The organism is Sinomonas sp. ASV486, assembly GCF_030908215.1.
In the GTDB taxonomy this organism is placed as follows: Bacteria; Actinomycetota; Actinomycetes; order Actinomycetales; family Micrococcaceae; genus Sinomonas; species Sinomonas puerhi.
In genome coordinates this window covers 26,268-50,074 of record NZ_JAVFJK010000004.1, presented here as the reverse complement: position 1 = coordinate 50,074, position 23,807 = coordinate 26,268, and the positions used below count along the sequence as shown (strand labels likewise).

General features: G+C 70.6%; 24 protein-coding genes and 1 tRNA gene. 8 read left to right on the top strand and 17 right to left on the bottom strand.

The features are described 5' to 3' along the window. Positions 1-31 precede the first annotated feature (31 nt). From RBS60_RS06820 to RBS60_RS06780, 9 genes are all read right to left on the bottom strand, one after another. Positions 32-691: a hypothetical protein gene (locus RBS60_RS06820; RefSeq protein WP_307956789.1), complete on the bottom strand. Its 660-nt coding sequence runs from the start codon at positions 689-691 to the stop codon at positions 32-34. Between the two features lie 131 nt (positions 692-822). Beyond that, entirely contained in the window at positions 823-2,004 is a 1,182-nt protein-coding gene (locus tag RBS60_RS06815) for a cation:proton antiporter (RefSeq protein WP_307956788.1), read from the bottom strand. Positions 2,005-2,016: 12 nt separating this feature from the next. Next, the gene (locus RBS60_RS06810; RefSeq protein ID WP_307956787.1) at positions 2,017-2,433 is read right to left on the bottom strand and encodes a hypothetical protein; all 417 of its coding nucleotides are present in this window, start codon (positions 2,431-2,433) and stop codon (positions 2,017-2,019) included. 121 nt (positions 2,434-2,554) lie between these two features. Further along, a tRNA-Ser gene (locus tag RBS60_RS06805) sits at positions 2,555-2,639 on the bottom strand. Between the two features lie 73 nt (positions 2,640-2,712). Next, positions 2,713-3,567 carry an AlkA N-terminal domain-containing protein gene (locus tag RBS60_RS06800; protein WP_307957087.1) on the bottom strand — a complete coding sequence of 285 codons (855 nt, stop codon included), beginning with the start codon at positions 3,565-3,567 and terminating at the stop codon, positions 2,713-2,715. 65 nt (positions 3,568-3,632) lie between these two features. Further along, positions 3,633-4,238 carry a DNA-3-methyladenine glycosylase I gene (locus RBS60_RS06795; protein ID WP_307956786.1) on the bottom strand — a complete coding sequence of 202 codons (606 nt, stop codon included), beginning with the start codon at positions 4,236-4,238 and terminating at the stop codon, positions 3,633-3,635. After that, positions 4,231-4,923 carry an alpha-ketoglutarate-dependent dioxygenase AlkB gene (locus tag RBS60_RS06790; protein WP_307956785.1) on the bottom strand — a complete coding sequence of 231 codons (693 nt, stop codon included), beginning with the start codon at positions 4,921-4,923 and terminating at the stop codon, positions 4,231-4,233. Before RBS60_RS06790 ends, RBS60_RS06795 begins: the two co-directional genes overlap by 8 nt. After that, entirely contained in the window at positions 4,920-5,615 is a 696-nt protein-coding gene (locus RBS60_RS06785; RefSeq protein WP_307956784.1) for a methylated-DNA--[protein]-cysteine S-methyltransferase, read from the bottom strand. Before RBS60_RS06785 ends, RBS60_RS06790 begins: the two co-directional genes overlap by 4 nt. Next, positions 5,602-6,108 carry a sigma-70 family RNA polymerase sigma factor gene (locus RBS60_RS06780; RefSeq protein ID WP_307956783.1) on the bottom strand — a complete coding sequence of 169 codons (507 nt, stop codon included), beginning with the start codon at positions 6,106-6,108 and terminating at the stop codon, positions 5,602-5,604. Before RBS60_RS06780 ends, RBS60_RS06785 begins: the two co-directional genes overlap by 14 nt. Before the next feature lie 145 nt (positions 6,109-6,253). Between RBS60_RS06780 and RBS60_RS06775 the strand changes: the two genes are divergently transcribed. Continuing rightward, entirely contained in the window at positions 6,254-7,228 is a 975-nt protein-coding gene (locus RBS60_RS06775; protein ID WP_307956782.1) for an ABC transporter ATP-binding protein, read from the top strand. A gap of 20 nt (positions 7,229-7,248) precedes the next feature. After that, positions 7,249-8,061 carry an ABC transporter permease gene (locus tag RBS60_RS06770; protein ID WP_307956781.1) on the top strand — a complete coding sequence of 271 codons (813 nt, stop codon included), beginning with the start codon at positions 7,249-7,251 and terminating at the stop codon, positions 8,059-8,061. Positions 8,062-8,073: 12 nt separating this feature from the next. Here the strand turns inward: RBS60_RS06770 and tadA are convergent, their stop codons facing one another. Further along, positions 8,074-8,577: a tRNA adenosine(34) deaminase TadA gene (gene tadA / locus RBS60_RS06765; protein ID WP_307956780.1), complete on the bottom strand. Its 504-nt coding sequence runs from the start codon at positions 8,575-8,577 to the stop codon at positions 8,074-8,076. 54 nt (positions 8,578-8,631) lie between these two features. Here tadA and RBS60_RS06760 point away from each other — a divergent pair, with 54 nt between their 5' ends. Both RBS60_RS06760 and upp read left to right on the top strand, forming a co-directional pair. Then, positions 8,632-9,423, top strand: a complete 792-nt coding sequence (locus RBS60_RS06760) for a phosphatase PAP2 family protein (protein ID WP_307956779.1) — start codon at positions 8,632-8,634, stop codon at positions 9,421-9,423. Positions 9,424-9,455: 32 nt separating this feature from the next. Continuing rightward, on the top strand, positions 9,456-10,091 hold the full coding sequence (gene upp / locus RBS60_RS06755; RefSeq protein ID WP_307956778.1) for a uracil phosphoribosyltransferase: 636 nt from the start codon (positions 9,456-9,458) through the stop codon (positions 10,089-10,091). Between the two features lie 42 nt (positions 10,092-10,133). Here the strand turns inward: upp and RBS60_RS06750 are convergent, their stop codons facing one another. From RBS60_RS06750 to RBS60_RS06740, 3 genes are all read right to left on the bottom strand, one after another. Next, a complete protein-coding gene (locus RBS60_RS06750) occupies positions 10,134-10,811 on the bottom strand; it encodes a hypothetical protein (RefSeq protein WP_307956777.1) in 678 nt (225 codons plus the stop codon). Further along, positions 10,808-11,386: a sigma-70 family RNA polymerase sigma factor gene (locus tag RBS60_RS06745; protein WP_307956776.1), complete on the bottom strand. Its 579-nt coding sequence runs from the start codon at positions 11,384-11,386 to the stop codon at positions 10,808-10,810. Before RBS60_RS06745 ends, RBS60_RS06750 begins: the two co-directional genes overlap by 4 nt. 135 nt (positions 11,387-11,521) lie before the next feature. Beyond that, on the bottom strand, positions 11,522-12,181 hold the full coding sequence (locus tag RBS60_RS06740) for a protein tyrosine phosphatase (protein WP_307956775.1): 660 nt from the start codon (positions 12,179-12,181) through the stop codon (positions 11,522-11,524). Between the two features lie 191 nt (positions 12,182-12,372). On the opposite strand from RBS60_RS06740, the gene RBS60_RS06735 reads away from it, so the two are divergent. Next, entirely contained in the window at positions 12,373-12,747 is a 375-nt protein-coding gene (locus RBS60_RS06735) for a VOC family protein (protein WP_307956774.1), read from the top strand. Positions 12,748-12,780: 33 nt separating this feature from the next. Here the strand turns inward: RBS60_RS06735 and RBS60_RS06730 are convergent, their stop codons facing one another. Then, entirely contained in the window at positions 12,781-14,958 is a 2,178-nt protein-coding gene (locus RBS60_RS06730) for an ATP-dependent DNA ligase (RefSeq protein ID WP_307956773.1), read from the bottom strand. Between the two features lie 221 nt (positions 14,959-15,179). Between RBS60_RS06730 and RBS60_RS06725 the strand changes: the two genes are divergently transcribed. Together RBS60_RS06725 and RBS60_RS06720 are read left to right on the top strand one after the other, a co-directional pair. Beyond that, the gene (locus tag RBS60_RS06725) at positions 15,180-15,521 is read left to right on the top strand and encodes a YciI family protein (protein WP_307956772.1); all 342 of its coding nucleotides are present in this window, start codon (positions 15,180-15,182) and stop codon (positions 15,519-15,521) included. A 2-nt stretch (positions 15,522-15,523) separates the two neighbouring features. Continuing rightward, complete coding sequence (locus tag RBS60_RS06720) at positions 15,524-16,780, top strand: sigma-70 family RNA polymerase sigma factor (RefSeq protein ID WP_307956771.1); 1,257 nt, start codon at positions 15,524-15,526, stop codon at positions 16,778-16,780. A gap of 52 nt (positions 16,781-16,832) precedes the next feature. Here the strand turns inward: RBS60_RS06720 and RBS60_RS06715 are convergent, their stop codons facing one another. Genes RBS60_RS06715 through RBS60_RS06705 form a run of 3 tightly spaced genes read right to left on the bottom strand, consistent with a single transcriptional unit; the run spans position 16,833 to position 22,621 of the window. Further along, positions 16,833-18,941 carry a glycosyltransferase family 39 protein gene (locus RBS60_RS06715; RefSeq protein WP_307956770.1) on the bottom strand — a complete coding sequence of 703 codons (2,109 nt, stop codon included), beginning with the start codon at positions 18,939-18,941 and terminating at the stop codon, positions 16,833-16,835. After that, positions 18,941-21,154: a glycosyltransferase family 39 protein gene (locus RBS60_RS06710; protein ID WP_307956769.1), complete on the bottom strand. Its 2,214-nt coding sequence runs from the start codon at positions 21,152-21,154 to the stop codon at positions 18,941-18,943. Before RBS60_RS06710 ends, RBS60_RS06715 begins: the two co-directional genes overlap by 1 nt. Positions 21,155-21,205: 51 nt before the next feature. Further along, complete coding sequence (locus RBS60_RS06705; RefSeq protein WP_307956768.1) at positions 21,206-22,621, bottom strand: bifunctional glycosyltransferase family 2/GtrA family protein; 1,416 nt, start codon at positions 22,619-22,621, stop codon at positions 21,206-21,208. A 180-nt stretch (positions 22,622-22,801) separates the two neighbouring features. Here RBS60_RS06705 and RBS60_RS06700 point away from each other — a divergent pair, with 180 nt between their 5' ends. Continuing rightward, positions 22,802-23,710, top strand: coding sequence for a DMT family transporter (locus RBS60_RS06700; protein WP_307956767.1), 909 nt, complete (start codon positions 22,802-22,804; stop codon positions 23,708-23,710). The last annotated feature ends 97 nt before the right edge of the window (positions 23,711-23,807 follow it).

Sequence of the window (23,807 nt, the reverse complement as noted above, 5' to 3'; positions counted from 1 at the left end):
GTGGCGGCGCCGCCGGAAGCCGGGGCGCTGGTCAGGCGAAGGCGGGTGCTGCGCGGGGCGGCCCGCGTTGGGGCGGCGGCGCCAGCTCGCGCCACGTCCGCGCGTGGCGCACGGGGGCTGCGGCGAACGGCCGGGGCGGGGCAGAAGGCATGACGGCGACCGGTTCCGGCAGGTGCGTGAGGGGCCGGAGCCACTCGGCCATGGCGGCCAGGGCCTGCTCGACCTTCCGGATCGCGAGGGCACAGGCCAGCGTCGCGGCGATGTGCAGTCCGAGCATGAGCGGGGAAGCGTGATCGTTGGCCGCGGAGAGGGACGGCTCGGCTCCGAGCGATTCGAGCGCCGACAGTGCGTCGGCGCTGTGCTGGTGCCGTCCCCTCGCGAGCGCCGAGGCGGCCGACGGCGCGGCGGCACCCGCCGGGGCGAGCGCGGTGAACGCCTCGTGCAGGACCACTTGGCCTGCGCCGAGGGCCGCGATGAGCCCGGGGAGCCGCAGCGGCAGTCGGGCGACCGCTGCCGACACCAGGACTGTGAGGGCGACGAGCGCGCCGAGGATGAGCGGGTGCGGGAGGTCGCCGCCCGCCCACGCGTGCGCCCCGGCGGCGAGGGCCGTGACCGAGCCGCCGAGCGCCGTCGTGCGCAGGGAACGCCGGAGGGAGCCGGGGGCGGGCACGGTGTCGCGTCGACGCGTCATGTGCCTCCCTGCTCTTGGCCGGTCCCCGTGGTGTGGAGGCCAATTCTACCGACCGTAGAGCTCGCTGCAGACGTCTACCTGAAAGAGGCTTCTGTGGATTGTTCGTGTCCGGGCCCCGGCCGTCACCGTTCTCAGCCCGCCGGCTGGGCCTGGCCTCCGCGTGCGCTCGCTGTTGGCGGCCCAGACGCCGCTGCACGTTTGGCGGCCCAGGAGGCTGCCGCGGTAGTGCCTCCGATCGTGACCAGCGCTCCCAACAGGAGGGCGGCGTCCTCCCCAGGCGCGAGCACGCCGAGGCTGTGGCCGATCGTCGCGGCGGCCACGGGCACGCCGAGCTGCGCCGCGGAGGCGATCGCGAATGGCAGCGGAAGGCCCGCGAGCCGGTTGGCAGCGTGTGCCACGACTGCGCCGACGCCAAGGAGCAGGCCGAGCAGGATCATCTGCGGGTGGCCGCCGAGCTGGCGGAGGTCGATCGACGCGCCCAGCCAGACGAAGAAGACCGGGCCGAGGAAGCCGTCGTTGAGCGCGAACAGCTGCCGAGCGAGGCGGCGCGGCTCCCCGACCGCGGAGACCGCGAGGCCGAACGCGAACCCCGCGAGCATGATCGACACGTGGGTGAAAACGGCCAGACCGGCCAGCGCGAACAGGATTGACAGCTGGATGCGCAGCTCGAGCGCAAACTTCCTCGCCTCCGACATGTCGTGGAGGCGTTGGCGTGATCCGTCGTTCTCGAAGCGCCGCAGCCCCCACCAGAGGACGATGGCGCACACGGCCACCGCGAGAGCTCCGAGGGCTTTCGGACCGGCGTTGGCGGGATCGATGGCCAGTGGGAGTGCAACGATCGCGGCGACGTCCGCGAGGGCCACCTGTGCGGTCAGTTCGAGGACGCTCGGACCGCTGAGCTTGAGCGAGTCGACGATGGGCAGGACCAAGGCGGCCGACGACGACGCCATGAGAACCACGTACAGCGGCGCATTCGCCGACCCCAAGAGTATGGCGACGCCGATTCCGAGCGCCGCGGCCAGGACCGCCGTGATGACGACGCGGAGCGCGCCCTTGCCGACCGCGTCGCGGATCGTGCGGTCGCGCATCGGCACGTGCGTGCCGGCAACGAACATCATGAGCGCGAAGCCGATATCCGCCAGGAACGTGAACGTCTCGTTGCCCGCGTTGACCCAACCCAGAAGTGACTTGCCGACGATGACACCCGCGAGGAGCTCGCCCAGGACGAGCGGGAGGTGCCATGACCGCTTTGCGGCAAGTGCGGGGCCCAGGAGCGCGACGACACAGATGAGGGAGAGCTCAACGAACGACACGTGGGCCGGGCCTCACGCGCTCCGGGCGGGGAAGTCCGCGATCTTCACGGGGATGTCCGTGTTCTCGTCCACGTGGTAGCTCGCACACACCCGGTGGTAGCCGTCGGCAACCTGCAGCACCTTCCCAGAGGAGAGGTCTCCGCGGACGAGCAGGATGGGGGAGAGCTTGTCGCCCTTGTGGACCTTGACGAGGTCGGACCGGACGTGGGCGTTCGTTTCCTCGAGCAGCGCGAGACCGGAGGCACGGAGGATGTCCTTGGCCTTCTGGTGCGTGACCGGTGCCTTGCGGAGCGCCTCGACGAGGGTTTTGACATTCTTGGGCCTCGCAAGGAGCTCAAGGTAGGCCGCGGCGGCGGGGTAGTCATGCTCTTCCGGCTCGTCGAGCCATTTCACGGCCAGCGGCTTCCCGTTCTCCGATTTCCCACCCATTGACGCTCTCCTCTTCGACCTCGTGTGGCCTGCATCATACGCTGGAGAGCTGGCGGTCGGGGAGATGACGAAGGCCCCTGTTTCCCCGGGATACCGGGGCCGCAGGGGCCTTCGTGCTGGGCGGTGGTGGAGGGATTTGAACCCCCGTTGGGTTGCCCCAAACATCATTTCGAGTGATGCACCTTCGGCCGCTCGGACACACCACCAGCAGGCATCAACTCTACCGGGCGGTGGCTTCTGCGCCAAACTGAGGATCCTGAGGCGCCCGTGTCGGGTGGGTCAGAGGTACGCGGCGGCCGTCCACAGATGGACCAGGGCATACGCGCGGAACGGGCGCCAGACCTCGCTGCGGGCCGCCGCCTGCGCGGCCGATATCCCCCCGAGTGCGCGTCGGAGCACCAGATCGCCCGGCGCGAACGCGTCAGGGTTGCCGGTGCGAACCTCGAGGTAGTCGACCGTCCACGGTCCGATTCCGGGCAGCGCGAGCAACTCGTCCCTGGTGAGGTGAGGCGTTGCGGCATCGTTCTCCGTGGTGTTCTCGGCCCCGCGGCGATCGGCGAAGGCCAGCGCCACCGCATGCACCGTCCGCGCCCTCGCCGCCGTGAGCCCGACGGCGGCCCGTAGCTCCCCGGGATCTGTGCCGGCGAGGTGCGCGGGGCGCGGGAAGAGCAGGAGGCCGCCTGGTCCGGGCGTGCCGTAGGAGGCCACGAGCCTGCCAGCGAAGGTCCGACCGGCCGCGAGCGATACCTGCTGCCCCAGGACTGTCGTGACGACTGTCTGGAACACGTTCGTTGTGCCGATGACCCGCAGGCCCGGGCGGGCCAGGACGAGGGGCCGGAGATCGGGGTCGCCGACCAGCGCGGCCCGCACGTCGTCCAGATCCGCGTCGAGGTCGAGCCACGTTCGGACGGCAGCCAGGGCTTCTCCTTCGGCTTCCCGGGGACCCTCCAGGGTTACGTCCACGCCCGACGCACGCAGTCTGACCGACGCGGCCACAGGGCCCTGGGTCGTGCAGACGAGCCGCTCGTGGATGCCCGCGCCTGCTTGCGTGCGCTCGGCGCCCGGAATCGAGTGTGCGGCCAGGCTCGCGAGCATCGCGGCGGGCTCAAGGCCCCCGTTGGCTTCGAGGTGTATGGGTCTTGACTCCGCTTCCCAGCGCTCGATGACCGGGGGTCTTGCTTCGCTGGGCCCGGCCACCGTCAGCTGGCTTCCGTCCAGATGCCCGAGCTGCCGCGCCGGTGGCTGCCCACGAGGTGGGTGTCGATGATGCCGATGGCCTCCATGAGGGCGAACATGGTGGTCGGTCCGACGAAAGCGAATCCTTTCTTCCTGAGGGCCTTCGAGAGGGTCACCGACTCAGGGGATGAGGAGGGGATGTCGGCGAATGAGCGCGGAGCCGGTGTTTCGGCGGGCTGGAACGACCAGACGAACTCCACGAGGCCGCCCTCCTCGCGCAGAGCGAGGGTGGCCTTGGCGTTGGTGATGGCCGCATTGATCTTGGCGCGGTTCCGCACGATGCCCGCGTCGAGCATGAGCCGCTCGACGTCGTCCTGCGTGAAGAGGGCCACAGCCTCCGGATCGAAGTCCGCGAACGCTGCGCGGAATGCCGGCCGCTTCCGAAGGATCGTGGCCCAGGACAGGCCCGCCTGGAAGCCCTCGAGGGAGATGCGTTCGTAGAGACCCTGCTCGTCCGTCACGGGCATGCCCCACTCGGTGTCGTAGTACTCGCGCATGAGGGTGTCCACGCTGGCCCAGGACGGCCTCGCGAGGCCGTCCTCGCCCGTGACGAGTGCTGCCTCACTCATGGGTGCTCTCCTTCTGCTCCAGTCCGGTGACTCTCAGGGTGATGTTGATGCGCCCGGCCCCCATGCCGCATCCGGCGGGTGCACTGCAGGGGTAGGTCTTCATGACTCCGTGGTAGGCGAGGCGGGACGGCCCACCGAAAACGAACAGATCGCCGGAGGCGAGAGTCAGGTCCTCATAGGGCCTGGTGCGGGTCTCGGTGTTGCCGAAGCGGAACAGGCACGAGTTGCCGATAGACAGGGAGACGACGGGCTCGAGCGAGATTTCATCCTTGTCCTGGTGCATGCCCATCTTGGCAGCATCGTCGTAGTAGTTCACGAGTGCGGTATCCGGCGCATAGCCCGCGGCCTCCGGGTCGTTCCCATAGGCCTCGGCCACCGCGAGGCGCCCCACTCGCACGAGCCACTCCGGTAAGGCCGAGACGCGGACTCCGTTCACGTCGATTGCCTCGCGCGTGTAGCGATACGGCTGCCAGTGCCAGCCGAGGCAGACGGTCTTGACGGACATTTCATGGCCGCGCACGCTCGCCGCCCGGAGGGGGACAGGCCCGGCCGACCATTCGCGGAAGCGGTCAGCCATCCATGCCTGCTGAGTAAGGCTCAGCCAGCCGGGCACGTGGACTGCGCCGGGGGCCAGCTCCCGGCGGGGCCGCTCGAGGAGCTCGTCGCCGAACAGAGCCGTTGTCACGCTGCCGCCGCCTCTAGCGCCAGCAGAGTTGCCTTTGCCTCAAGGCCGCCGATGTACCCGCCCAGACTGCCATCGGAGCGTAGGACCCGGTGGCAGGGCACCACGACGGGCAGGGGATTGGTGGCGCACGCCGTACCCACCGCACGCACCGCTTTGGGGTTGCCCACTGCGCGCGCCACCTCGGTGTAGCTTTCGGTGCGCCCGAACGGGATATCGCCCAGGTGGGCAAGGACCGTGCGGCGGAACCCGGCTGAAAGCCGCAGGTCGAGGGGGAGGTCGAAGCGCATGCGCTTGCCGGAGAAGTACTCCTCGATCTCGCGCGCCGCGGATCCAAGGCGTGCGGGTGCTTCAAGGATGCGGGGACTGAGCTTGTCCGAGAGTGATTGCAGCACCGCGTCGAGACCTTCGCGCTCGTACGCGACGCGGACGATTCCGCGGTCTGTCGCGGCGACGAGGAGCCGGCCCACCGGGGAATCGACGATGCGGTACGCCACGTCCACGAGGCCCTCGCGGCTTGCCTCAGCAGCAAGGGAACCACGCAGACGCTCAAGCGTGCCCGGCTCGATGACCGTGAGGTACGGAGGGAAGGCAAGGTCGACCGGGCCCGGCCCGTCCACTGACGCCGTCTGGTCAGGCGGCACGGTCTCAGCGGTGCCCGTCGGCGCGTGGTTGTTCGTGTCAGTGCTGTTCATGACTGTCTCCTTCGGGCAGATCTGCCGAGGTGAGGATGCGGAGCTTCTTGATGCCGTCCGCCGCGGAACGGCGGGCCGCGGCAGGCGTGCCGCCAACGATTGCGGCGATCTCGGTGAAGGGAAGATCGGCCAGGTAGCGGTAGGCGATGACCCGCCGCTGCTTGTCGGGCAGCCGGGCGACGTGGTTCCAGACACCGTCACCGGGCGGGTCCGGAATCCCCAGAGGCGATTCGCGGTCCGGGACTGACTCGATCGGAACGGCGCGCCGAGCCGAGGCCCGGACGGAGTCCAGGGAGCGCCGGTGAGCGATGGTCACGAGCCACGCCTCGATGTTCGCGTCTGCCGGTAGCTCGGTGTAGGCCCGCAGTGCGGAGATGAAGGTCTCCTGCCAGACGTCGTCGGCGTCAAGCGGGCCGACGACTGCGCGGCAGACGCGCAGCACCGCGGCGCCGTGGAGCTCGACGAGCTTTTCGAAGGGCTGTTTCGTGTCCATCACCATGTAGACGCTGCAGGGGCCGGAAGTGTGAGGTCGGGGTGTATTGCGACTATCTTTCCACCGACGCACCGGTGGACGGCGCCGAAGGTGCCCAACCTTGGGCCCTACTGGAGCGTCGGTGCCCGCTGCTAGGGTCTCGGCCATGGGGGAAACGCACAGCGGCGGCCCGCCAGCCATCGCCATCTCATCACTCACCAAGCGCTACGGCGACAAGTTCGCCCTCGACGGCATCTCACTCATGATCGCGCCCGGCGAGGTCGCCGCCGTTCTCGGTCCGAACGGCGCCGGAAAGACCACCCTGATCGAGCTCCTGCTGGGCATGAGGACCCCGACGGCCGGCACGATCGAAGTGTTCGGTGCATCGCCGTCCTCGAGAGCAGTCAAGTCCCGGGTGGGCGCCATGCTCCAGGACACCGGAGCGCCGGATGGCCTCACCGTCAGGGAGATCGTCACCCTGGTCTCGAGCTACTATCCGGTGGGGATTCCTGTGGCCGAGGCCCTCGAGCGCGCCGGCCTCACGGAACACCTGCGCAAGAAGACCAACGAGCTCTCTGGCGGTCTGCGGCAGCGGCTCTCGTTCGCCATGGCAGTCGTCGGGGACCCCGACCTCATGTACCTCGACGAACCGACAGCCTCTCTCGACGTCGCCGCGCGGCGCGAATTCTGGACGCAGGTGCAGGGCTTCGCCGGCCTTGGCAAGACGATCCTCTTCTCGACGCACAACCTCTCCGAGGCCGATGAGTTTGCCCAGCGCCTCATCCTCCTGGACAGCGGCCGCGTCATCCAGGACAGCACGCCCGAGGCCGCCAAGCGCCTCGTGGCCGGCCGCCGGGTGGCCCTCACGACCGACGCACCGCTCGACGTCCTGTCGACGACCGCGGGAGTCATCCACGCCGAGTTCGACGGCGGCGACCCGCCGCCCACTTCAGCGTTGCCGGGGAAGGCGCGCGCCGCCGTCGTGCGCTGCAACAGCCCGGAGGCACTCCTGCGCAGGCTCTTCACGGAGGGCTGGAGCGTTGCGGACCTGACGGTCACCGAGGCGACGCTCGAGGATGCCTTCCTGCACCTGACCGACCGAACGACCAAGCCGCAGCCAAGCGATGGGGGAACGCCTTGACCGCCCTTCCGGAACGTCGTTTGAGCCCGACCGCCCGCCGGGGAGGCGGCCTCGCGGCCGCGCTGTGGGCGCAGAGCTGGACCGAGGTCGTCAAGGTGCTCCGCACGCCCGAGTACCTGGTCGGCGTCGTGGTGCTGCCGGCCATCCTCTTCGCGATGTTCGGCCTCGCCCAGTCGAGCCAGAGACTGCCGTCGGGGACGGGGGTCGGCGTAATCCTCTTCGGATCGTTCTCCTGCTACGGGGTCGTGAGCCAGGCACTCTTCTCGATGGGCGGCGACATTGCGCAGGAACGCGCCAAGGGCTGGCTGCGACGGCTCTTCGCGACGCCCATGCCGATGATCGCCTACTTCGTGGGCAAGCTCGTGCTCAATATCGTCTTCTCCGTAGGCATCGTGCTGCTCATCAGCGCCGTCGCCCTGTTCGGCGGGATCAGGTTCGAGCTCGGGCCGTGGGCCGCGGCATCGGCGATCGCGGTGACGGGGTCGGTCGCGTTCGCCACGACGGGGACGGCCATCGCCTACTGGGTGCGCACACGCGCCGCCACGACGATCGTCAACCTCGTGTTCCTCCCGCTTTCCTTCCTGTCGGGGTACTTCATGCCCCTGTCCGTGCTTCCCAAGGTCTTCAGCGACGTCGCCCCGTGGATCCCGACGCACCATCTGGGCCTCCTGGTCTGGACCTCGCTCGCGCCGAAGGACGAACTCCACTTCCTGGGGGTCTCCGCGGACTTCAGCCCCCTGCGCAGTTGGAGCATCGTCGTCGGATGGTTCGTGCTCATGACCGTCGTCACGGGGCTCGGCTACCGGCGCGCGGCCCGCCGCGAGCAGCCGTGAAGCCGCGGGACGTCAGCGGTGCGCCGCGAAGAACTCCCGTAGGATCGTCCCGCACTCCTCCTCGAGGACGCCCGGGTACACCTCGACCCAGTGGTTGAGCCGGCGCTCGCGCAGGATGTCGAACACGCTCCCCGCCGCCCCTGCCTTCTCGTCCCATGCCCCGAACACGACCCGCGGGATGCGTGCGAGCACGATTGCCCCCGCGCACATCGCGCACGGCTCGAGAGTGACCACCAGAGTGCAGTCGGCCAGACGCCAGCCGTCGCCCGCGCCGTCGTGCGAGAGGGCGGCAGCGGCGGCGCGGATCGCCTGGACCTCGGCGTGCGCCGTCGGGTCGCCGGTCGCCTCGCGTTCGTTGCGCCCTGCGGCGAGCACGCGGCCATCCGGCCCGATCACGACGGCACCGATGGGCACGTCCCCCGTGGTCTCTGCCGCCTGTGCCTCATGGAGCGCACGCCGCATCCACGACTCGTGGAGAGTCTCCGGCGCAGGCGAGTTGGGTCGGGTGGCGGGCATGGCACCAATGATAGGTTCGGGCCGAGGCAGCCGAGGAACAGCGAGGGAGGCATGATGCGGGAGCGGAGTGCGCTGCACCGCTTCGTCGATGCCCTGGCCCGGAGAGTCGGCCCCAACGCGTCCATGTGGATGCTCCTCGGGGTGGGCGCGGCCCTCGTCGTCGGGTTCTCGTGGGCTGGCGGCGAGGTGTACGAGTCGGTAGTCGAGCATGATGCGCTTGGGGCGCTCGACAAGCCTGTCCTCGACTTCGCCATCACCCTCCGCACGCCCTGGGCCGATGCCGCCGTCACCGCCTTCACGGACGTCGGCGGCGCTGTGATCGCGCCGATCGTCGCCGCCGTGGCGATGATCATCCTCGCCGTGTGGATGCGTCACTGGCTCCCCCTCGTCCTCATCCCGGCTGCAGGGATCGGGGCGCTGCTCGTGACCGTCTTCGGCAAGCAGGTCACCGACCGCGCCCGCCCGCCGCTCGACCTCGCAGTCCCGCCCTACGAGCATTCGCCGTCGTTCCCGAGCGGCCACACCCTCAACGCGACTGTTCTCGCCGGGATCGTCGTCTACCTCATCTGCCTCCAAGTGCACCACGCTTGGGTCCGCGCGGTCGCGATCGGCCTCGGCGGACTGTACGCGCTCGCGATCGGGCTCTCGCGGGTGTTCCTGGGCCACCACTGGCTCACCGACGTTGTCGCCGCATGGTTCCTTGGGTGTGCGTGGCTGACAATCGTGGTCATGGCGCACCAGTTCTTCCATCTCGTTCGGCAGTCGCGCAATGCTGCGGCCCGTGCGCCGGGCGCGCACGACGGCGGTGCCGGACTGCCGCCGTCGGCCTCCTCCCAGCAGGGGTGAGGTGTACGCGGGGGACTGGTAGTTTCTCTGGCATGCGAACTCTCGTCGTCGAGCACCCCCTCGTGGCCCACAAGCTGACCGTCCTGCGGGACAAGAACACGCCCAGCCCCGTCTTCCGCCAGCTGACCGAAGAGCTCGTGACCCTTCTGGCCTACGAGGCGACCCGGGAAGTGCGCACCGAGCCGGTCACGATCGAAACGCCCATCACCACGACGGTCGGCACCGCATTCACGAAGCCGACTCCGCTCGTGGTGCCGATCCTCCGAGCGGGCCTCGGCATGCTCGAGGGCATGGTCAAGCTCGTTCCGACGGCAGAGGTCGGCTTCCTCGGCATGGCGCGGGATGAGGAGACCCTCGACATCGTCACGTACGCCGAGCGCCTCCCCGAGGACCTCACGGGCCGTCAGGTGTTTGTGCTCGACCCCATGCTGGCCACCGGCGGCACCCTCATCGAGGCCATGAAGTTCCTCTTCCGCCGGGGAGCAAGCGAGATCACGTGCATCTGCCTGCTCGCCGCGCCCGAGGGCCTCAAGCGGCTCGAGGACAGCCTCGGCGATGCGAATGTCAGGATCGTCCTCGCCTCGGTTGACGAGCGCCTCAATGAGAAGTCCTACATCGTGCCGGGCCTCGGGGACGCCGGCGACCGCCTCTACGGCCTCGCCAAGTAGCCGAGGTTCTGCCCTGGCTCCTCGGGTGCGGTGACCCAGGCGTCAGGGCAGACCAGGAAGTGGCGGGGCGCTCGGAAGGATCCCCGAAGGCTTCGCCAGCGGGACGAGGTTCGGCGACGAAGGCGCCGGGCTCGGCGCGATTGAGGTCCCGTCCACCGGCAGCGTGGGAAGCGGCAGCGCGCTGGCGGATGACCGGCCGTTCGGCACGGTGGAATCCCTGGCCACGGTTGGGGGGTTCGACGCTGGCGCGGTCGTGCTGTCCTGGGAGGGCGCAGCGGGGGCCAGATGGGTCTCGACGGCTGGCGGTGTGCCCGGAGCCGTCGTGGCAGCCGTGCTCGGATGCCCAGCGACGGAACTGATGATGGACGAGATGGCTCCGTCGGCATCCACGCGGTTCTGGGCGACGGCGGCAGCCCCCGCCGTCGCGGCCGCCGCAGCGAAGGCAACGGCCACTGCCGTCACGACCGGGCGGCGACGCCACGAGCGGGCGGAGGCTGTGCGCGCGTTCCGGGCGGCCGCGAGGTCCACGACGGGCGCGGGCTTGGACTCTGCCTCGGCCAGCAGCGCGGCGAGCCGGCGGTTCGGAGGGACCGGACCTGCCTCCGCGAGTGAGCGCAGTTCGGCGAGGACCGGCCGCAGCGAGTGGGCGTCCCCGGCCTCCATGCCGGCGAGGATCTCGTCGACGACGCTCGTCTCGTCCGGATCATGTGCAGAAGTCATGGCCTGCTCAGTTCTGTTGTGGGCACGTGGTTGCGGAGTGCTGTAAGGGCCCGGCGCTGGAGCTGCTTGACCGCTCCGGCGGTCCGATCCATGATCGCCGCAGTCTGCTCGATCGAGAGGTCCGCGACTACACGCAGGAGGAGCACCTCGCGGTAGTCGTCGGGGAGGATGTCGAGGAGTTCGAGCGCACCGCTGGTCTCGACCACTGAGTCCTCGGGGGTCGTGGGGGCCCGGCGAGGGTCGGTCTCCGCTTCGTGCGGTACGAGGTGCGGGGTCCGTGCGCGGCGCCGGTGGTGGTCTACCGCGCGGCCGTGGGCGATCGTGAAGGCGAGCGCCTTGGCGCCGTCGAGCCCGCCGGAGACCCCCGGCGAGCCCGCACCCTTGGGCGGCTTCATCCTGGTGTAGAGCGCGAGGAAGACATCGTGCGTGACGGCGTCTGGGTCGTCGACGCCCCGCGCGTGGAGATAACCCCTGACGGGACCCGAAAACGCGCGGTAGGCGGCCGTGAAGAGCGCGGTCGGGCCACCGTGGCCTTCCACAGTGTCGACGGGCCCGGGGCCTTCTGCTGTCTGCAACCAGCGCATCCTGTTCTTTGACTTTCGGCGCGTCCGCAGTCGGGGAGCGACCCCGCCGCGCGCCTGGGCGGTGTCAGCGGGGTCCCGCTTCCGGCGGGACCCCGCTGGCACGGTGAGCCAGCCTACTACGGGGTGTTACTGGTGAGTTCCCGGCTGGGCTGCTGCCGGGAGCGCCGGCACGGTGGCCGGGAGGGACGGGGTGGACGCCGGTACCGATGGCTCCGACGGCAGCGTGCCCTGGCCCGGGAGGGAGGACGCGGACGGCAGTCCCGGCGTGTTGGGGAGGGCCGCGTTCATGTCCCCGGACCCTGCTCCCTGGGCGGAGGCGGACTGGCCGGCACCGCTGCAGTAGGCGGACAGGTTGGCCTCGCCCTTCGCGGCAAGGACCAGGCTCTTGTAGCCCGCCGAGGCCGCGTCGAGGCTTCCCTGCGCGTTCGCGTGGCAGAGCCCGACGACGTCGAGGTCTGCGGCCCCCGACGCCGTGGCAGACTGCGCGGCGTGTGCCGCCGCGTCGCTGGCGGCCTCGGAGGTCGTGGAGGTGGCCGAGCCAGCGGTCTGGGCTCCGCGGGCCTGGCTGTCGGCAGCGGCCTTTGCCGCCGCGGCCGACGCGGCGGCCTGCGCGTCTTGGACAGGCTCCGGGGCGGGGGCGCCGATCATCTGGTGCGCGACCTGCTGGGCATCGGTGGGCAGCGCGCCGGTGTAGGCAGCGGTGCCGACGCCGCCAACAGTCAGGGCGCCGAGGGCGGCTGCGCCCGCCGCGATCTTGCTCGAGGCGAGCACGGTGAAGACAGACATGGAAAGCTCCTGGGGGTTCGAGGCCAGTGGACAGGCCGCGCTGCGGCGGCCTACATGCTCTGAACCGACCCGCAGCCCGGAAAGGTCACTCGCCGCGGAAAAGAATCCTCAGCGGGGCTGCGGACCAATACTGTCCGCAGCGCGCCCGCGAAAGGTTCCGCCCGCCGTCGTGCGCCTCTAGCGTTGGCCGCATGGACTGGAAACTCGAATTGGCCTTCATCCCCGTCAGCGACGTCGACCGCTCGATCGACTTCTACGTCAACAAGGTGGGCTTCCACCTCGACTATGACCAGCGTGTGAACGAGAACCTGCGTTTCGTGCAGATCACGCCGCCCGGGTCCGCGTGCTCGATCGCGTTCGGCGAGGGCCTCGCGCCCGTCCCGCCGGGCACCTCGGCGCTCCAGATCGTCGTAGGCAACATCAACCAGGCCCATGACGAGCTCGCCTCGCGGGGGGTGGCCGTGAGCGATGTCCAGATCCTGGACTGGGGGCACTTTGTGAGGTTCGAGGATCCCGACGGCAACCGGTGGGCCATCCAGTATCTGCCGAACCGTCCCAACGGCTGAACCCGGGGCGGGGGAGCAGGCGCCCGGGGAATGCTACTGGTTCCCGGCCAGCACCGAGGAGAGGTCGTAGTTGACCGGCTCCTCGAGCTGGCCATAGGTGCACGACTCAGGCGTGCGGTCCTCCCGCCACCGCACCCACTGTGCGGTGTGGCGGAAACGGTCGCCCTCCATGTGGTCGTACCGCACCTCGATGACCCGTTCCGGGCGCAGCGGGGAGAAGGAGAGATCCTTGTTCGCGTTCCAGCGGGAGTGGGCCGCCGCCGTCGGAGTGCGGGGGATCGATTGGTCGCGGTTGTCGGGGGTCACGTCTGCGGGCTGCGCCCAGGCCCACGGATGGCCGTCAAACGTCGTGACGAGTGGCTGCAGCTCCGTGAAGAGCTCGCGGCGGCGGGTCATCGGGAAGGCCCCGATGACCCCCACCGAAGACAGCTGGCCGCCCGCGTCGTACAGGCCCAGGAGCAGGGACCCGATGGCGTCGGGCTCGTCCTTGTACAGCCGGTAGCCGGCGAGGACGCAGTCCGCCGTTCGCTCATGCTTGAGTTTGGACATGACCCGCTTGTCCTCGGCGTAGAGCTCTCCGAGGGGCTTGGCGATGATGCCGTCCAGGCCAGCCCCCTCGAACGCACTGAACCACTCGAGGGCCAGAGCGGGGTCCTTGGTCGCCTGGGTGAGGTAGACCGGCGGCTCGGCGTCCTTCAGCGCCTCCTCGAGCGCCGTGCGCCGTTCTCGGAAGGGACGCGCGACGTAGTCGACCTGCCCCAGCGCGAGCAGGTCGAACGCGACGAAGCTGGCGGGCGTCGCAGCGCTGAGCTTGGCGACGCGCGAGGCCGCCGGGTGGATGCGCTGCTGAAGGGCGTCGAAGTTGAGCCGATCCCCGGACGCGGGGTCGATCAGGATGATCTCGCCGTCGATGACGGAGTGGTCGGGCAGGTTCCGCACGAAGGCTTCGACGAGTTCCGGAAAGTAGCGGGTCATGGGCAGGGCGTTCCGCGATCCGATCTCTACCCGGTCGCCGGAGCGCCACACGATGGAGCGGAAGCCATCCCACTTGGGCTCGTACAGGAAGTCGCCTTCGGGGAGCTTCTTCACCGGCTTCGCCAGCATCGGCCCATACGGCGGCGCGATGGCGGTGCCCCACTCGGCGTCCCGCTCCGCCTTCGGCGCCGTGTATTCGGAGTCCGCACGGTCAGCCTTGCGCCGGCTCGGCGGGACCCGCGGCGGTTCGCCGGGCATCTTGGGGTAGTCGGGCGGGAAGTTGAGCTCACCGAGTCCGCGTTCGAGGTCCTGTTCCCACAGGGCCAGCGCGCCAGCGACATCGCCGGGAGCGGCGTCGATGTCCGCCCACGGGCAGTCCCGCGAGGACAGGAGCGCCGGAACCGTGCGGACCGTGAAGTCGCGAGGGTCCGCCTCGGCCAGCTCGTCCCACGTCAGCGGGGTGGAGACCGGCGCGTGCGGCAGGGGCCTGGGCGAGTAGGCGGCGGCGATCGTGCGGTCGCGGTTGGCCTGATTGAAGTCGACGAAGACGCGTTCGCCGCGCTCCTCCTTCCACCAGGACGTCGTCACCAGTTCCGGCATGCGCCGCTCCAACTCGCGTGCGATGCCGATGACGGCGTGCCGCACATCCTGGAACTCGTGCGTGGGCCGGATGCGCGCGTAGACGTGGACCCCCCGATTGCCTGAGGTCTTCGCATAGGCGGTGAGGCCGGCCTCTGCCATGACCTCGCGCAGGGCCTGGGCCGCGATGACGGCGTCGCCAAACGCCCGGCCGGGCTGCGGGTCCAGATCGATGCGGAGCTCGTCCGGGTTGTCCAGATTGGCCGTGCGCACCGGCCACGGGTGGAACGTGACCGTTCCCATCTGTGCTGCCCAGGCCAGCGCAGCGGGTTCATCGAAGACGAGCTGGTCGTGACGCCGATGCGACGGGTAGGTGCACGTCACAGTCCTCAGGTATGGCGGCGCGCCACGCGGCGGACGCTTCGAGAAGAACTCCTCCCCCTCGATCCCCTCTGGAAAGCGCTGCAGCGTCATGGGCCTATCGCCGTTGAGGCGCAGGAACGGGGATGCCACCGCGATCAGGTACTGGGCCAGGTCGCGTTTGGTGATGGGTCCGCCGCCCTCGACGCCGGGCCACAGCACCTTGTCGGGACTGCTCAGCTTGACGTCTCGAGCGCCGTCGGGCCCGTCCACGTGCAGGATCTCAGAATCCGCCATGCGCCCAACGGTAGCCGCCGCAGCAGCTCTTGCGGCACCCCACGCTCACCCGAGCCCGCGGATGTCCACGAGGCGGCGGTCCGCGGGAGGTTCCACGCGGCGTCGTGCGCCCCTAGCGTGGTGGCAGGGGCCCGAGATGGTCTGGGCTGTCGATTGCGCAAGGTCGTACGCGTCGGGTAGGTGAGGGCCAGCCCGGTCCCATCCTTACAAGGAGGAACACGATGTCCGAATACCTGATCCTCATCTACACCGACGAGGCTCGCTTCCCCGAGCCGGTGGGTGACGAGGTCGATCCCAGCTTCCTGAAGTTCATGTCCGACAACCAGCACGTGCTGCTCGGCGGCGCCGGCCTGCAGCGCACTGGGACGGCCACGACCGTCCGCCGCGACGGTGACGGCAGCTTCGCCGTCACGGACGGGGCGTTCGCTGAGACGAAGGAAGCCCTCGGCGGGTACTTCCTCATCGACGTCCCGGATCTTGACGCCGCGATTTCGGTCGCGCGGCAGATCCCGCAGCCGTGGGGCGGCGGGGTGGAGGTGCGTCCGCTGCGGGTCCGGTCCTGACGGTGCCGACACGGGCGGAGGTCGCCGCCGCGGTGGCGGAGGCGCACAGGGCGGAGTGGGGCTTCGTCCTCGCTTCGACCCTCCGCTTCGCCGCGAGCATCGACGAGGCGGAGGACGCCGTCCAGGACGCCTACGTACGCGCCCTCGCCGCATGGGAGTCCACGGGGATCCCCGCCCGGCCCGGGGCCTGGCTGACGACGACGGCCCGTCGCCGCCTGCTCGACGCGCGTCGCCGCGACGCGACCGCAGCCCGCCATCTCCCCGAGCTTGTCGGGCAGGACGACCCCGGCCCGGAACCCGCGGACCCGTCCGATGGTCCGTGGGGCTCGGACAGCCCCGCCGACGACAGGCTCCGCCTCATCTTCACGTGCTGCCACCCGGCGCTGGCGCCCGAGGCACGCGCGGCGCTCACGCTCCGGCTCCTGTGCGGCCTCACGACGGCGGAGATCGCGCGCTGCTTCCTCGTCTCGGAGCCGACGATGGCCGCCCGGATCACGCGCGCCAAGAAGAAGATCGCACAGGCCCGTATCCCCTACCGCGTCCCGGGCATCGACGAGCTCCCCGAGCGGCTGGAGACGGTCCTCGACGTGGTGCACATGATCTTCACGGTCGGCCACACGGCCCCCGCCGGAGAAGACCTCGTGCGGGCCGATCTGATGGAGCGAGCCCACGAGACGGCCCGCCTGCTCCACCGCCTCCTCCCTGAGGAGCCCGGCCCTGCCGGACTCCTCGCGCTCATCGTCCTCACGGACGCGCGGCGCGCCGCCCGCCTCGGGGCGGACGGCGCGTTCATCCCCCTCGAGGACCAGGACCGCGCCCTGTGGGACCGCCGGGCCATGCGGGAGGGGACGGCGCTCGCGAAGGAGGCGCTGCGCCGTCGCCCCCTGAGCCGGTTTGCGCTCATGGCGGCCATCGCGGCGGTGCATGACGAGGGGTCGAGTTGGGAGGCCACGGATTGGCGCGAGATCGTCGGACTGTATGACGTTCTCCTCGGGCTCTGGCCGTCCCCCGTCGTGGCGCTCAACCGGGCCGTCGCCGTCGGATTCGCGGACGGCCCCGCGGCGGGTCTCGCTGCCATGGCCCGGCTCGAGTTCGAGCCGCAGCTCGCCCGCTATGGCTACTTGGCAGCCGCCCGAGCCGACTTCCTGCGGCGCATCGGGAGGCTCGACGAGGCGCGGATCGCCTACGAGGAGGCGCTCGTTCTCACGGACAACGAGGTCGAGCGGGCCTACCTCGAACGCAGGCTCGGCGGCGGCTGAGCAAGCGCTCGCCCTTGGGGCGGGCCCCCGGGGCGTACCGTTCTCCCGCGGATCACCCCAGCTGGTATACCGTGGCGCCGCCGATGGTCTGTGCCGTGTAGTTCGCCTGGACCCACGCCGCGATCTGCGCAGCCGCATTCGAGCCGGAGCTGCCTCCCATGATGCTCGCGGGGATGAACCAGTGGATCCTCTTCTGCGCCACGAGCTGCTGGAACTCGGCGAGGGTGGGCGAGGGGTCGGTGCCGTTGAACCCGCCGAGCGCCATGACGGGCAGGCCGGACGCCAGCTGGTAGCCGGCTGCGTTGTTGGATCCGACGACCGCCGCGGCCCACGTGTACGCGGACGCGTCATTCTGCAGGGCGGCCGTGAGCCCGGACGACGGCGTGCTCGCGCCGAGGAGCCCGCCGGCGCCTCCGCGACCGCCGCCCAAGCCGCTTTGGCTCGTCCCTCCGGGGCCCGTGCCACCGGGGCCCGTCCCACCCGTCTGGCCGAAGCCCTGCGGGGCTGCGGCGCCGCCCTGGCCGAACTGCCGCTGGGCCTGGCCGAGCCCTGGGTTGAACCCGCCGCGGCCCCCGAACCCGAATCCTGAGGACGGCCCGGCACTCACGATCGCGCCTGTGTGGGGGGTCGAGACGGTCTGCACGGTGAACGCGAAGGGCCCGGCGAGGGACGCGACGAGGGCGAGTGCCGCCGTCGTGCGCGGAGCCCACGCCACCCAGCGCGGGGCGAGGCGGGCGCCGAATGCGGGGGCCAGCACGCCGAGGGCCGCGAGGATCCCCGCCACGACGAGGACGGGCGGCAGCCACGCGAGGAAGCCCGTCGCGCGGCCCATCAGGAGGGCGCCCATGAGGCCCGAGGCCAGAACCCCCGCGGCGAGTGCTGCGGCCTCGAACCGCGCGCGCCGGCGCTGCCACAGGATCCCGCCGCCGATGCCGACGAGCGCCGCGATGCCGGGGGCGAGTGCCACCGAGTAGTACTCGTGGATGATGCCCGCCGCGAGGCTGAACGTGAGGCCCGTGACGAGGACCCAGCTGCCCCACAGGATCACGGAGGCACGCACTGGATCGGTGCGCGGCGCGCGTCGGCCGGCCCACAGGACGGCTGCGCCCACGAGGAGCGCGCTGGGCAGGAGCCATGCGATCTGGCCGCCGAAGGAGTCGGAGAACAGCCGCATGAGCCCGGTCTGGCCCCAGCCATTGCCGCCGCCCACCGAGCCGACCTCGCTGCCGTCAAGCCGGCCGAAGCCGTTGTACCCGAACGTGAGCTCGAGGATCGAGTTGGTCTGGGAGCCGCCGATGAACGGCCGCGCGCTCGCCGGAGTGAGCTCGACCGCAGCGATCCACCAGCCCGCGGCCACGATCATCGCCCCAAGCGCGGCCAGCAGGTGGAGGAGCCGGCGCCCGAGCCCGTGCGGGGCCGCCCACACGTACGCGAGGGCGAACCCCGGCACCACGAGCAGCACCTGGAGCTGCTTCGTGAGGAACCCGAGCCCGAGCAGGACACCGGCGAGGACGATCCACCTCGCCTTCGCATCCTGCACGGAGCGCACGGTGGCGTAGGCCGCCGCGGTCATGAGCAGCACGAGAAGCGCGTCCGGGTTGTTGAACCGGAACATGAGCGCCGCGACCGGCGTCAGGGCGAGCACGACGGCGGCCAGCAGGCCCGCGCGGTGGGCTGCGGTCTCGCTTCCGGTCGCTGGGCGGACGGCGCGCCGCACGGCGAGGTAGAGGATCCACGCCGTGGCCATGCCCATGAGGATCTCGGGGATGAGGATTGACCATGAGCTGAGCCCGAAGACCCGCACTGACACGGCCGTGATCCACAGCGAGGCGGGGGGCTTGTCCACCGTGATCGAGTTCGCCGCATCCGAAGATCCGAAGAAGAACGCCTCCCAGTTCTGGCTCCCGGCCTGGGCGGCCGCCGAGTAGAAGGCGTTGGCCCAGCCGTTCGCCGAGAGGTTCCACAGGTAGAGAGCGGCCATCGCCACGAGCACGACGACGAGTTCCAGCCGCCGCCGGACGGCTCCGGCCGCCGCAGCCTGCCGCACCGCGGAACCCGCGAGACTTGACCTCCAGGAGGTGACTCCCAGACGGTTCGGGCGGGGCGTCCGACCCCCGGGCGGGGTTGAGACGGGGGACTCGTAGTCGAGCGAGCTGGACATCAGCCCACCAGCTTGTAGACGGTGGTGGAGCCAACGGTCTGCGCCTGGAAGTTCGCCTCGACCCACTGGGTGATCGCCGAGGTGTCGCTGCCCCCGCGGCCGCCGAATCCGCCGCCCATGCCCCCGCCGGCGATGAAGTAGGTGACATCGCCCTTGGCCACGAGTGCCTTGAACTCGTCGAGGCTCGGGTACGGGTCGCTGCCGGTGAAGCCGCCCATGGCGATCACGTTCGTGTTCGAGGCGAGCTCGAGGCTCGCCGCCGAGTTGGAGCCGTTGGTCGCCGCGGACCACTTGGTGGTGGTCTGCTGCAGGAGTGCGACGAGTTCGCTCGACGCCGTGCCGCCCTCGGGGCCGCCCTGCTGTCCCGCGCCGGCCTGCGTGGCCGATCCATTGCCGGTGCCCGTAGCCGAGGTCCCGGAACCGGTGCGGTCGCGGAACTGGGTGAAGCCCGCGCCGCGGGCGCCGAAGCCGCCGCTGCCTGTGGGACCGGACGTGGGGATCGCGCCGCTATGCCCGATGGAGGCCGTGGCGAGCGTGAACGAGGCCGTGCCCAGTCCACCGGCCAGGAGCGCGGCGACGGCGAGGGCCACCGCGCCCGTCTTGAACCGGCCGGACTGGAGGCGGTCCACCCGGATCACGAATCCGGCGGCCGCCAGGACCCCGAGCACCACGATCACGACGCGCAGCCACGGGAGCCAGGACGCGTTGGACCCGAGGAGCATTGCGGCCCAGAGGCTCGTGCCGAGCACCACGACGGCGAGCACGATCCGCGAGGGCCAGTACGCACGCCCTCGCCACAGCTCGGCCGCGCCGATGCCCACCACACCGGCAATGCCGGGGGCGAGGGCAATCGCGTAGTAGGGGTGCACGGTGCCGGTCATGAAGCTGAACACGCCTGCGGTCACGAGCGTCCATCCGCCCCACACGATGAGGGACGCGCGGACGCGGTCGGTGCGGACCGCGCGGCGGGTGAACCAGAGGCCGGCCACGAGGAGGATGAGTGCTGCAGGCAGGATCCACGAGATCTCGGTGCCGAAGCTCGAGCCGAACATGCGCAGGATCCCGGCGCTCCCGCCGAAGCCCGCGTTGCCGCCACCCGGTCCGCCGCCTCCCGGCGCGCCGCCCGCGAAGCCGCCGGCGCCAGAGGCTCCCAGACCGCCCGAGGCGGCGGCAGCACCGGCGTCGGCCGCGGACCCGGTTCCCCGAGTCGCGCCGCCGAAGCCCGCCTGCCCTCCCGCCTGGCCTCCCGCTCCGCGGGTGCCGAAGATGCGCGCAAGGCCGTTGTAGCCGAACGTGAGCTCGAGGAAGCTGTTGGTCTGCGAGCCCGCCATGTAGGGGCGAATGCTCGTCGGGGTGAGTGTGAACGCGAGGATGTAAGCGCCTGCGACGGCGATGATTCCGCCGAGCGCGCCGAACAGGTGCGCGAGGCGTCGGCGCAGCGTGGTCGGCGCGGCCCACAGGTACGCGAGCCCGAGGGCGGGGACGATGACGACGCCCTGGAGCATCTTGGTCAGGAACGCGAGGCCGATGACTGCACCTGCGGCAGCGAGCCACTTCCAGCCGGCCTTCTCGATCGCGCGAACGGTCAGGTAGGCGGCGAGCACGAGGCAGAACGTGAGCATCGCGTCCGGGTTGTTGAACCGGAACATGAGCGCCGCGACCGGTGTGGCCGCGAGCACGCCGCCCCCGATGAGCCCCGCCGCGGGGCCGCTCACGCGCTTGACCGCCGCGTACATGAGGGCCACCGACGCGACGCCCATGAGCGCCTCGGGCAGGAGCATCGTGAACGAGTTGAAGCCGAAGATGCGTCCCAACAGGCCGGGGATCCAGAACGCGGCCGGGGGCTTGTCCACGGTGATGGCGTTGCCGGCATCGATCGAGCCGAAGAACCACGCAGTCCAGTCCTTGCTGCCGGCCTGGATCGCGGCGGCATAGAACTCGTTGGCCCAGCCGGAGTTGGTGAGGTTCCACAGGTAGACGAACGCCGAGGCGACGATGAGGCCGAACGCCGACGGGCGTACCCACCGGGGCTGGTCCAGGCCGAACGCGACGCGGCGCCAATCGGGCCGCCCTCCGGCGCCTGCGGTGAGCGGACGACGGCGGGAGGCGCCCGACGTCGTCCGCTCGCCGCGGATGGCTGGAGACTCGGTGGTGTCATCCGGGGACCCTGGGGTGGGGGAGGACGTGGTGCCGGGGGCTACGGAGGTGGTCATGGGGTTGGCCTTTCGGTCAGCAGGTTTCGTCTGGGGGTCACCTTCTGGTGGTCACCTTCTGGAGGTCACACCCTGAGGGTGTGGGCGGCGTCGGAAGACCCAATGGCGGAAGAGGAGGAACTTGACGGCGGTCGCGGCGAGGTTGGCGACGATGAGCACGCCGAGCTCGATCCACGTGGCGGGGTGGGTGAGCGAATGGACCCACATGAGGGCACCCGCCGTGAGCGCCCAGCCGATCGCGAAGACGATGAGCCCCTCGAAATGGTGACGGCCGAGCCGTGCTGAACCGAGCACGCCGAACGTGAAGCGCCGGTTCGCTGCCGTGTTGGCCACCGCCGTGATGAGGAGGGCGACGAAGTTGGATGCCTGGGCATCCATGAACTCGCGGCCGAGCACGTACAGCGCCGCGTAGGCGAGGGTCGAGACGAGACCGATCACCGCGAACCGCGCGAGCTGCCCGAAGAGGCTCTGCCGAGGGCCGGCCTCGGCCAGGCGCTCGCCGGCCGGCAGCGGACCGCGGGCCAGAGCCGCGCGGAGCTCGGTGAGGGGGATCCGGCCGCGGGCCATGTCCGTGGTGAGGCGGTACATGCCGCGGAGGTCGTCGAGGGCGGTGCGGACGATGTCGACCTTCGAGTTGGGATCGTCCGTCCAGTCCACAGGAACCTCGTGGCAGCGCAGCCCGCAGCGCTCGGCGATCACCAGCAGCTCGGTGTCGAAGAACCACGCCGTATCGAGGGTGTGGGGGAGCAGCTGCTGGGCCACATCGGCCCGGATGGCCTTGAACCCGCACTGCGCGTCGGAGAAGCCGGCGCCCATCAGGGAGTGCAGGAGGAAGTTGTAGGAGCGCGAGACGAATTCGCGCTTGGGCCCGCGCACCACGCGGGACGTCCGCGCGAGGCGCGTGCCGATCGCGAGGTCCGAGTGGCCGGACAGCAGCGGGGCCACGAGCGGGCCGAGCGCGTTCAGGTCGGTCGAGAGGTCCACGTCCATGTACGCGAGGACCGGTGCGTCCGAGGCGAGCCACACGGTGCGCAGCGCGTTGCCGCGGCCCTTGCGTTCGAGATGCACCGCGCGGACCTCGGGCAGCTCGCGGGCCAGCCGCTCAGCCACGCGCAGTGTGCCGTCCGTCGAGGCGTTGTCCGCGATCGTGATGCGGAAGCCGTGCTCGAAGGCTCGTCCGAGGTGGGCGTGGAGCCGGCGCACGCACTCCTCGAGGTCCGTCTCCTCGTTGTACACGGGGATCGTCACGTCGAGGACCGGGATGCCGGCGGCGTCGAGCGCGCCGACATCGATCGCCGTGCCCGGCCGAAGGCGGGGAAGCTGGGGCGTGTCGGCGTGGAATCCGGGATGAACGACGACGCCGCTCGCCGCCTGCGGGATCGGCCCGCCGGAGCCCGTGGCCGGGTTTGTTCCCGTGGCCGGGGCGCTGGCGGCGGCTTCCGTGAGGGTGGGGTCCGTGAGCGTCATGAATCCACTGTCCCGTTCGGGGTTGTGACGGCCTTAGAGCGATCCTGTGCGCCGACTGTGAGGGGCAAGAGCGCGCGGGGGCGGGGAGGATTCGGTGTGGGCCGAATCGTTCAGAGATGTCGGAGGGCGGGCCTAGAGTGTGCTCGTGACATACACCACTGCTGCTCGGGTGATCCCCGCATGAGCCGCCGAGCCTGGATCCTCTTTGTGGCCATGAGCCTCATCTGGGGGATCCCCTACCTGCTCATCAGCCAGGCCGTCGCCGAGGTGAGCCCCGCCGTCGTCGTGTTTGCGCGTACGGCGATCGGCGCCGTCGTGCTCCTGCCCTTCGCCCTGCGCGGCATGCGCACCGTGTGGCAGCACCGGTGGCCCGTTCTCGTCTTCGCCCTGCTTGAGATGGTCGGTGCGTGGTTCCTGCTCAGCGATGCCGAGCGCTTCATCACGAGCTCCCTCGCCGGACTCCTCATCGCCTTCGCTCCCGTGCTCGCGCTCGTCGTGGCCCGTCTCATCGGGCTCGAGAAGAGAATCGGGACGCTGCGGATCGTGGGGCTTGTGGTGGCCATCGGAGGCGTGGCGGCCCTCGGCGGGGGCGGCATGGAGGCCTCCGGCCCGTGGCCTGTCATCGAGATGATGCTGGTGGCGGTCTGCTACGCGGTGGCGCCGCAGGTGGCCGCGACCAGGCTTCGGGGCGTCCCCACCCTGCCCCTGACCGCAGCGTGCCTGAGTGTCACCGCGCTCATCTCGGCGCCGTTCGCGGCCCTGTCCTGGCCCGCCGAGACCCCGTCCGGGCTGGCCATCGGATCGCTCGTGCTCTTGGGCCTCGTGTGCACAGCCATAGCGTTCCTGCTGTTCTTCCGGCTCATCGCCGACGCCGGGCCCGCGCGGGCCACCGCGATCGCGTACGTGAACCCGGTGGTGGCCCTCGCGCTCGGCGTGAGCCTGCACGGCGACCCGCTCACGCCGCTTATCGTCGTCGGCGCTGTCCTCGTCCTCGCGGGCGTATTCATGGCGACGCGCAGCAGCCTGCACGAGACGGAGCCCGGCCCCCGCGCTTCTGCCCGCGCCGAGTCGGCCCAGTCCCCGACCTGAGTCCTGGCCTCGCGCGGTCATCGCGAGCCGTGCGTTCCATGACCGCCTCTGCGGCACAACAGGCCCTGCGCGGCACAACAGGCCCGCGGAAGCGCCT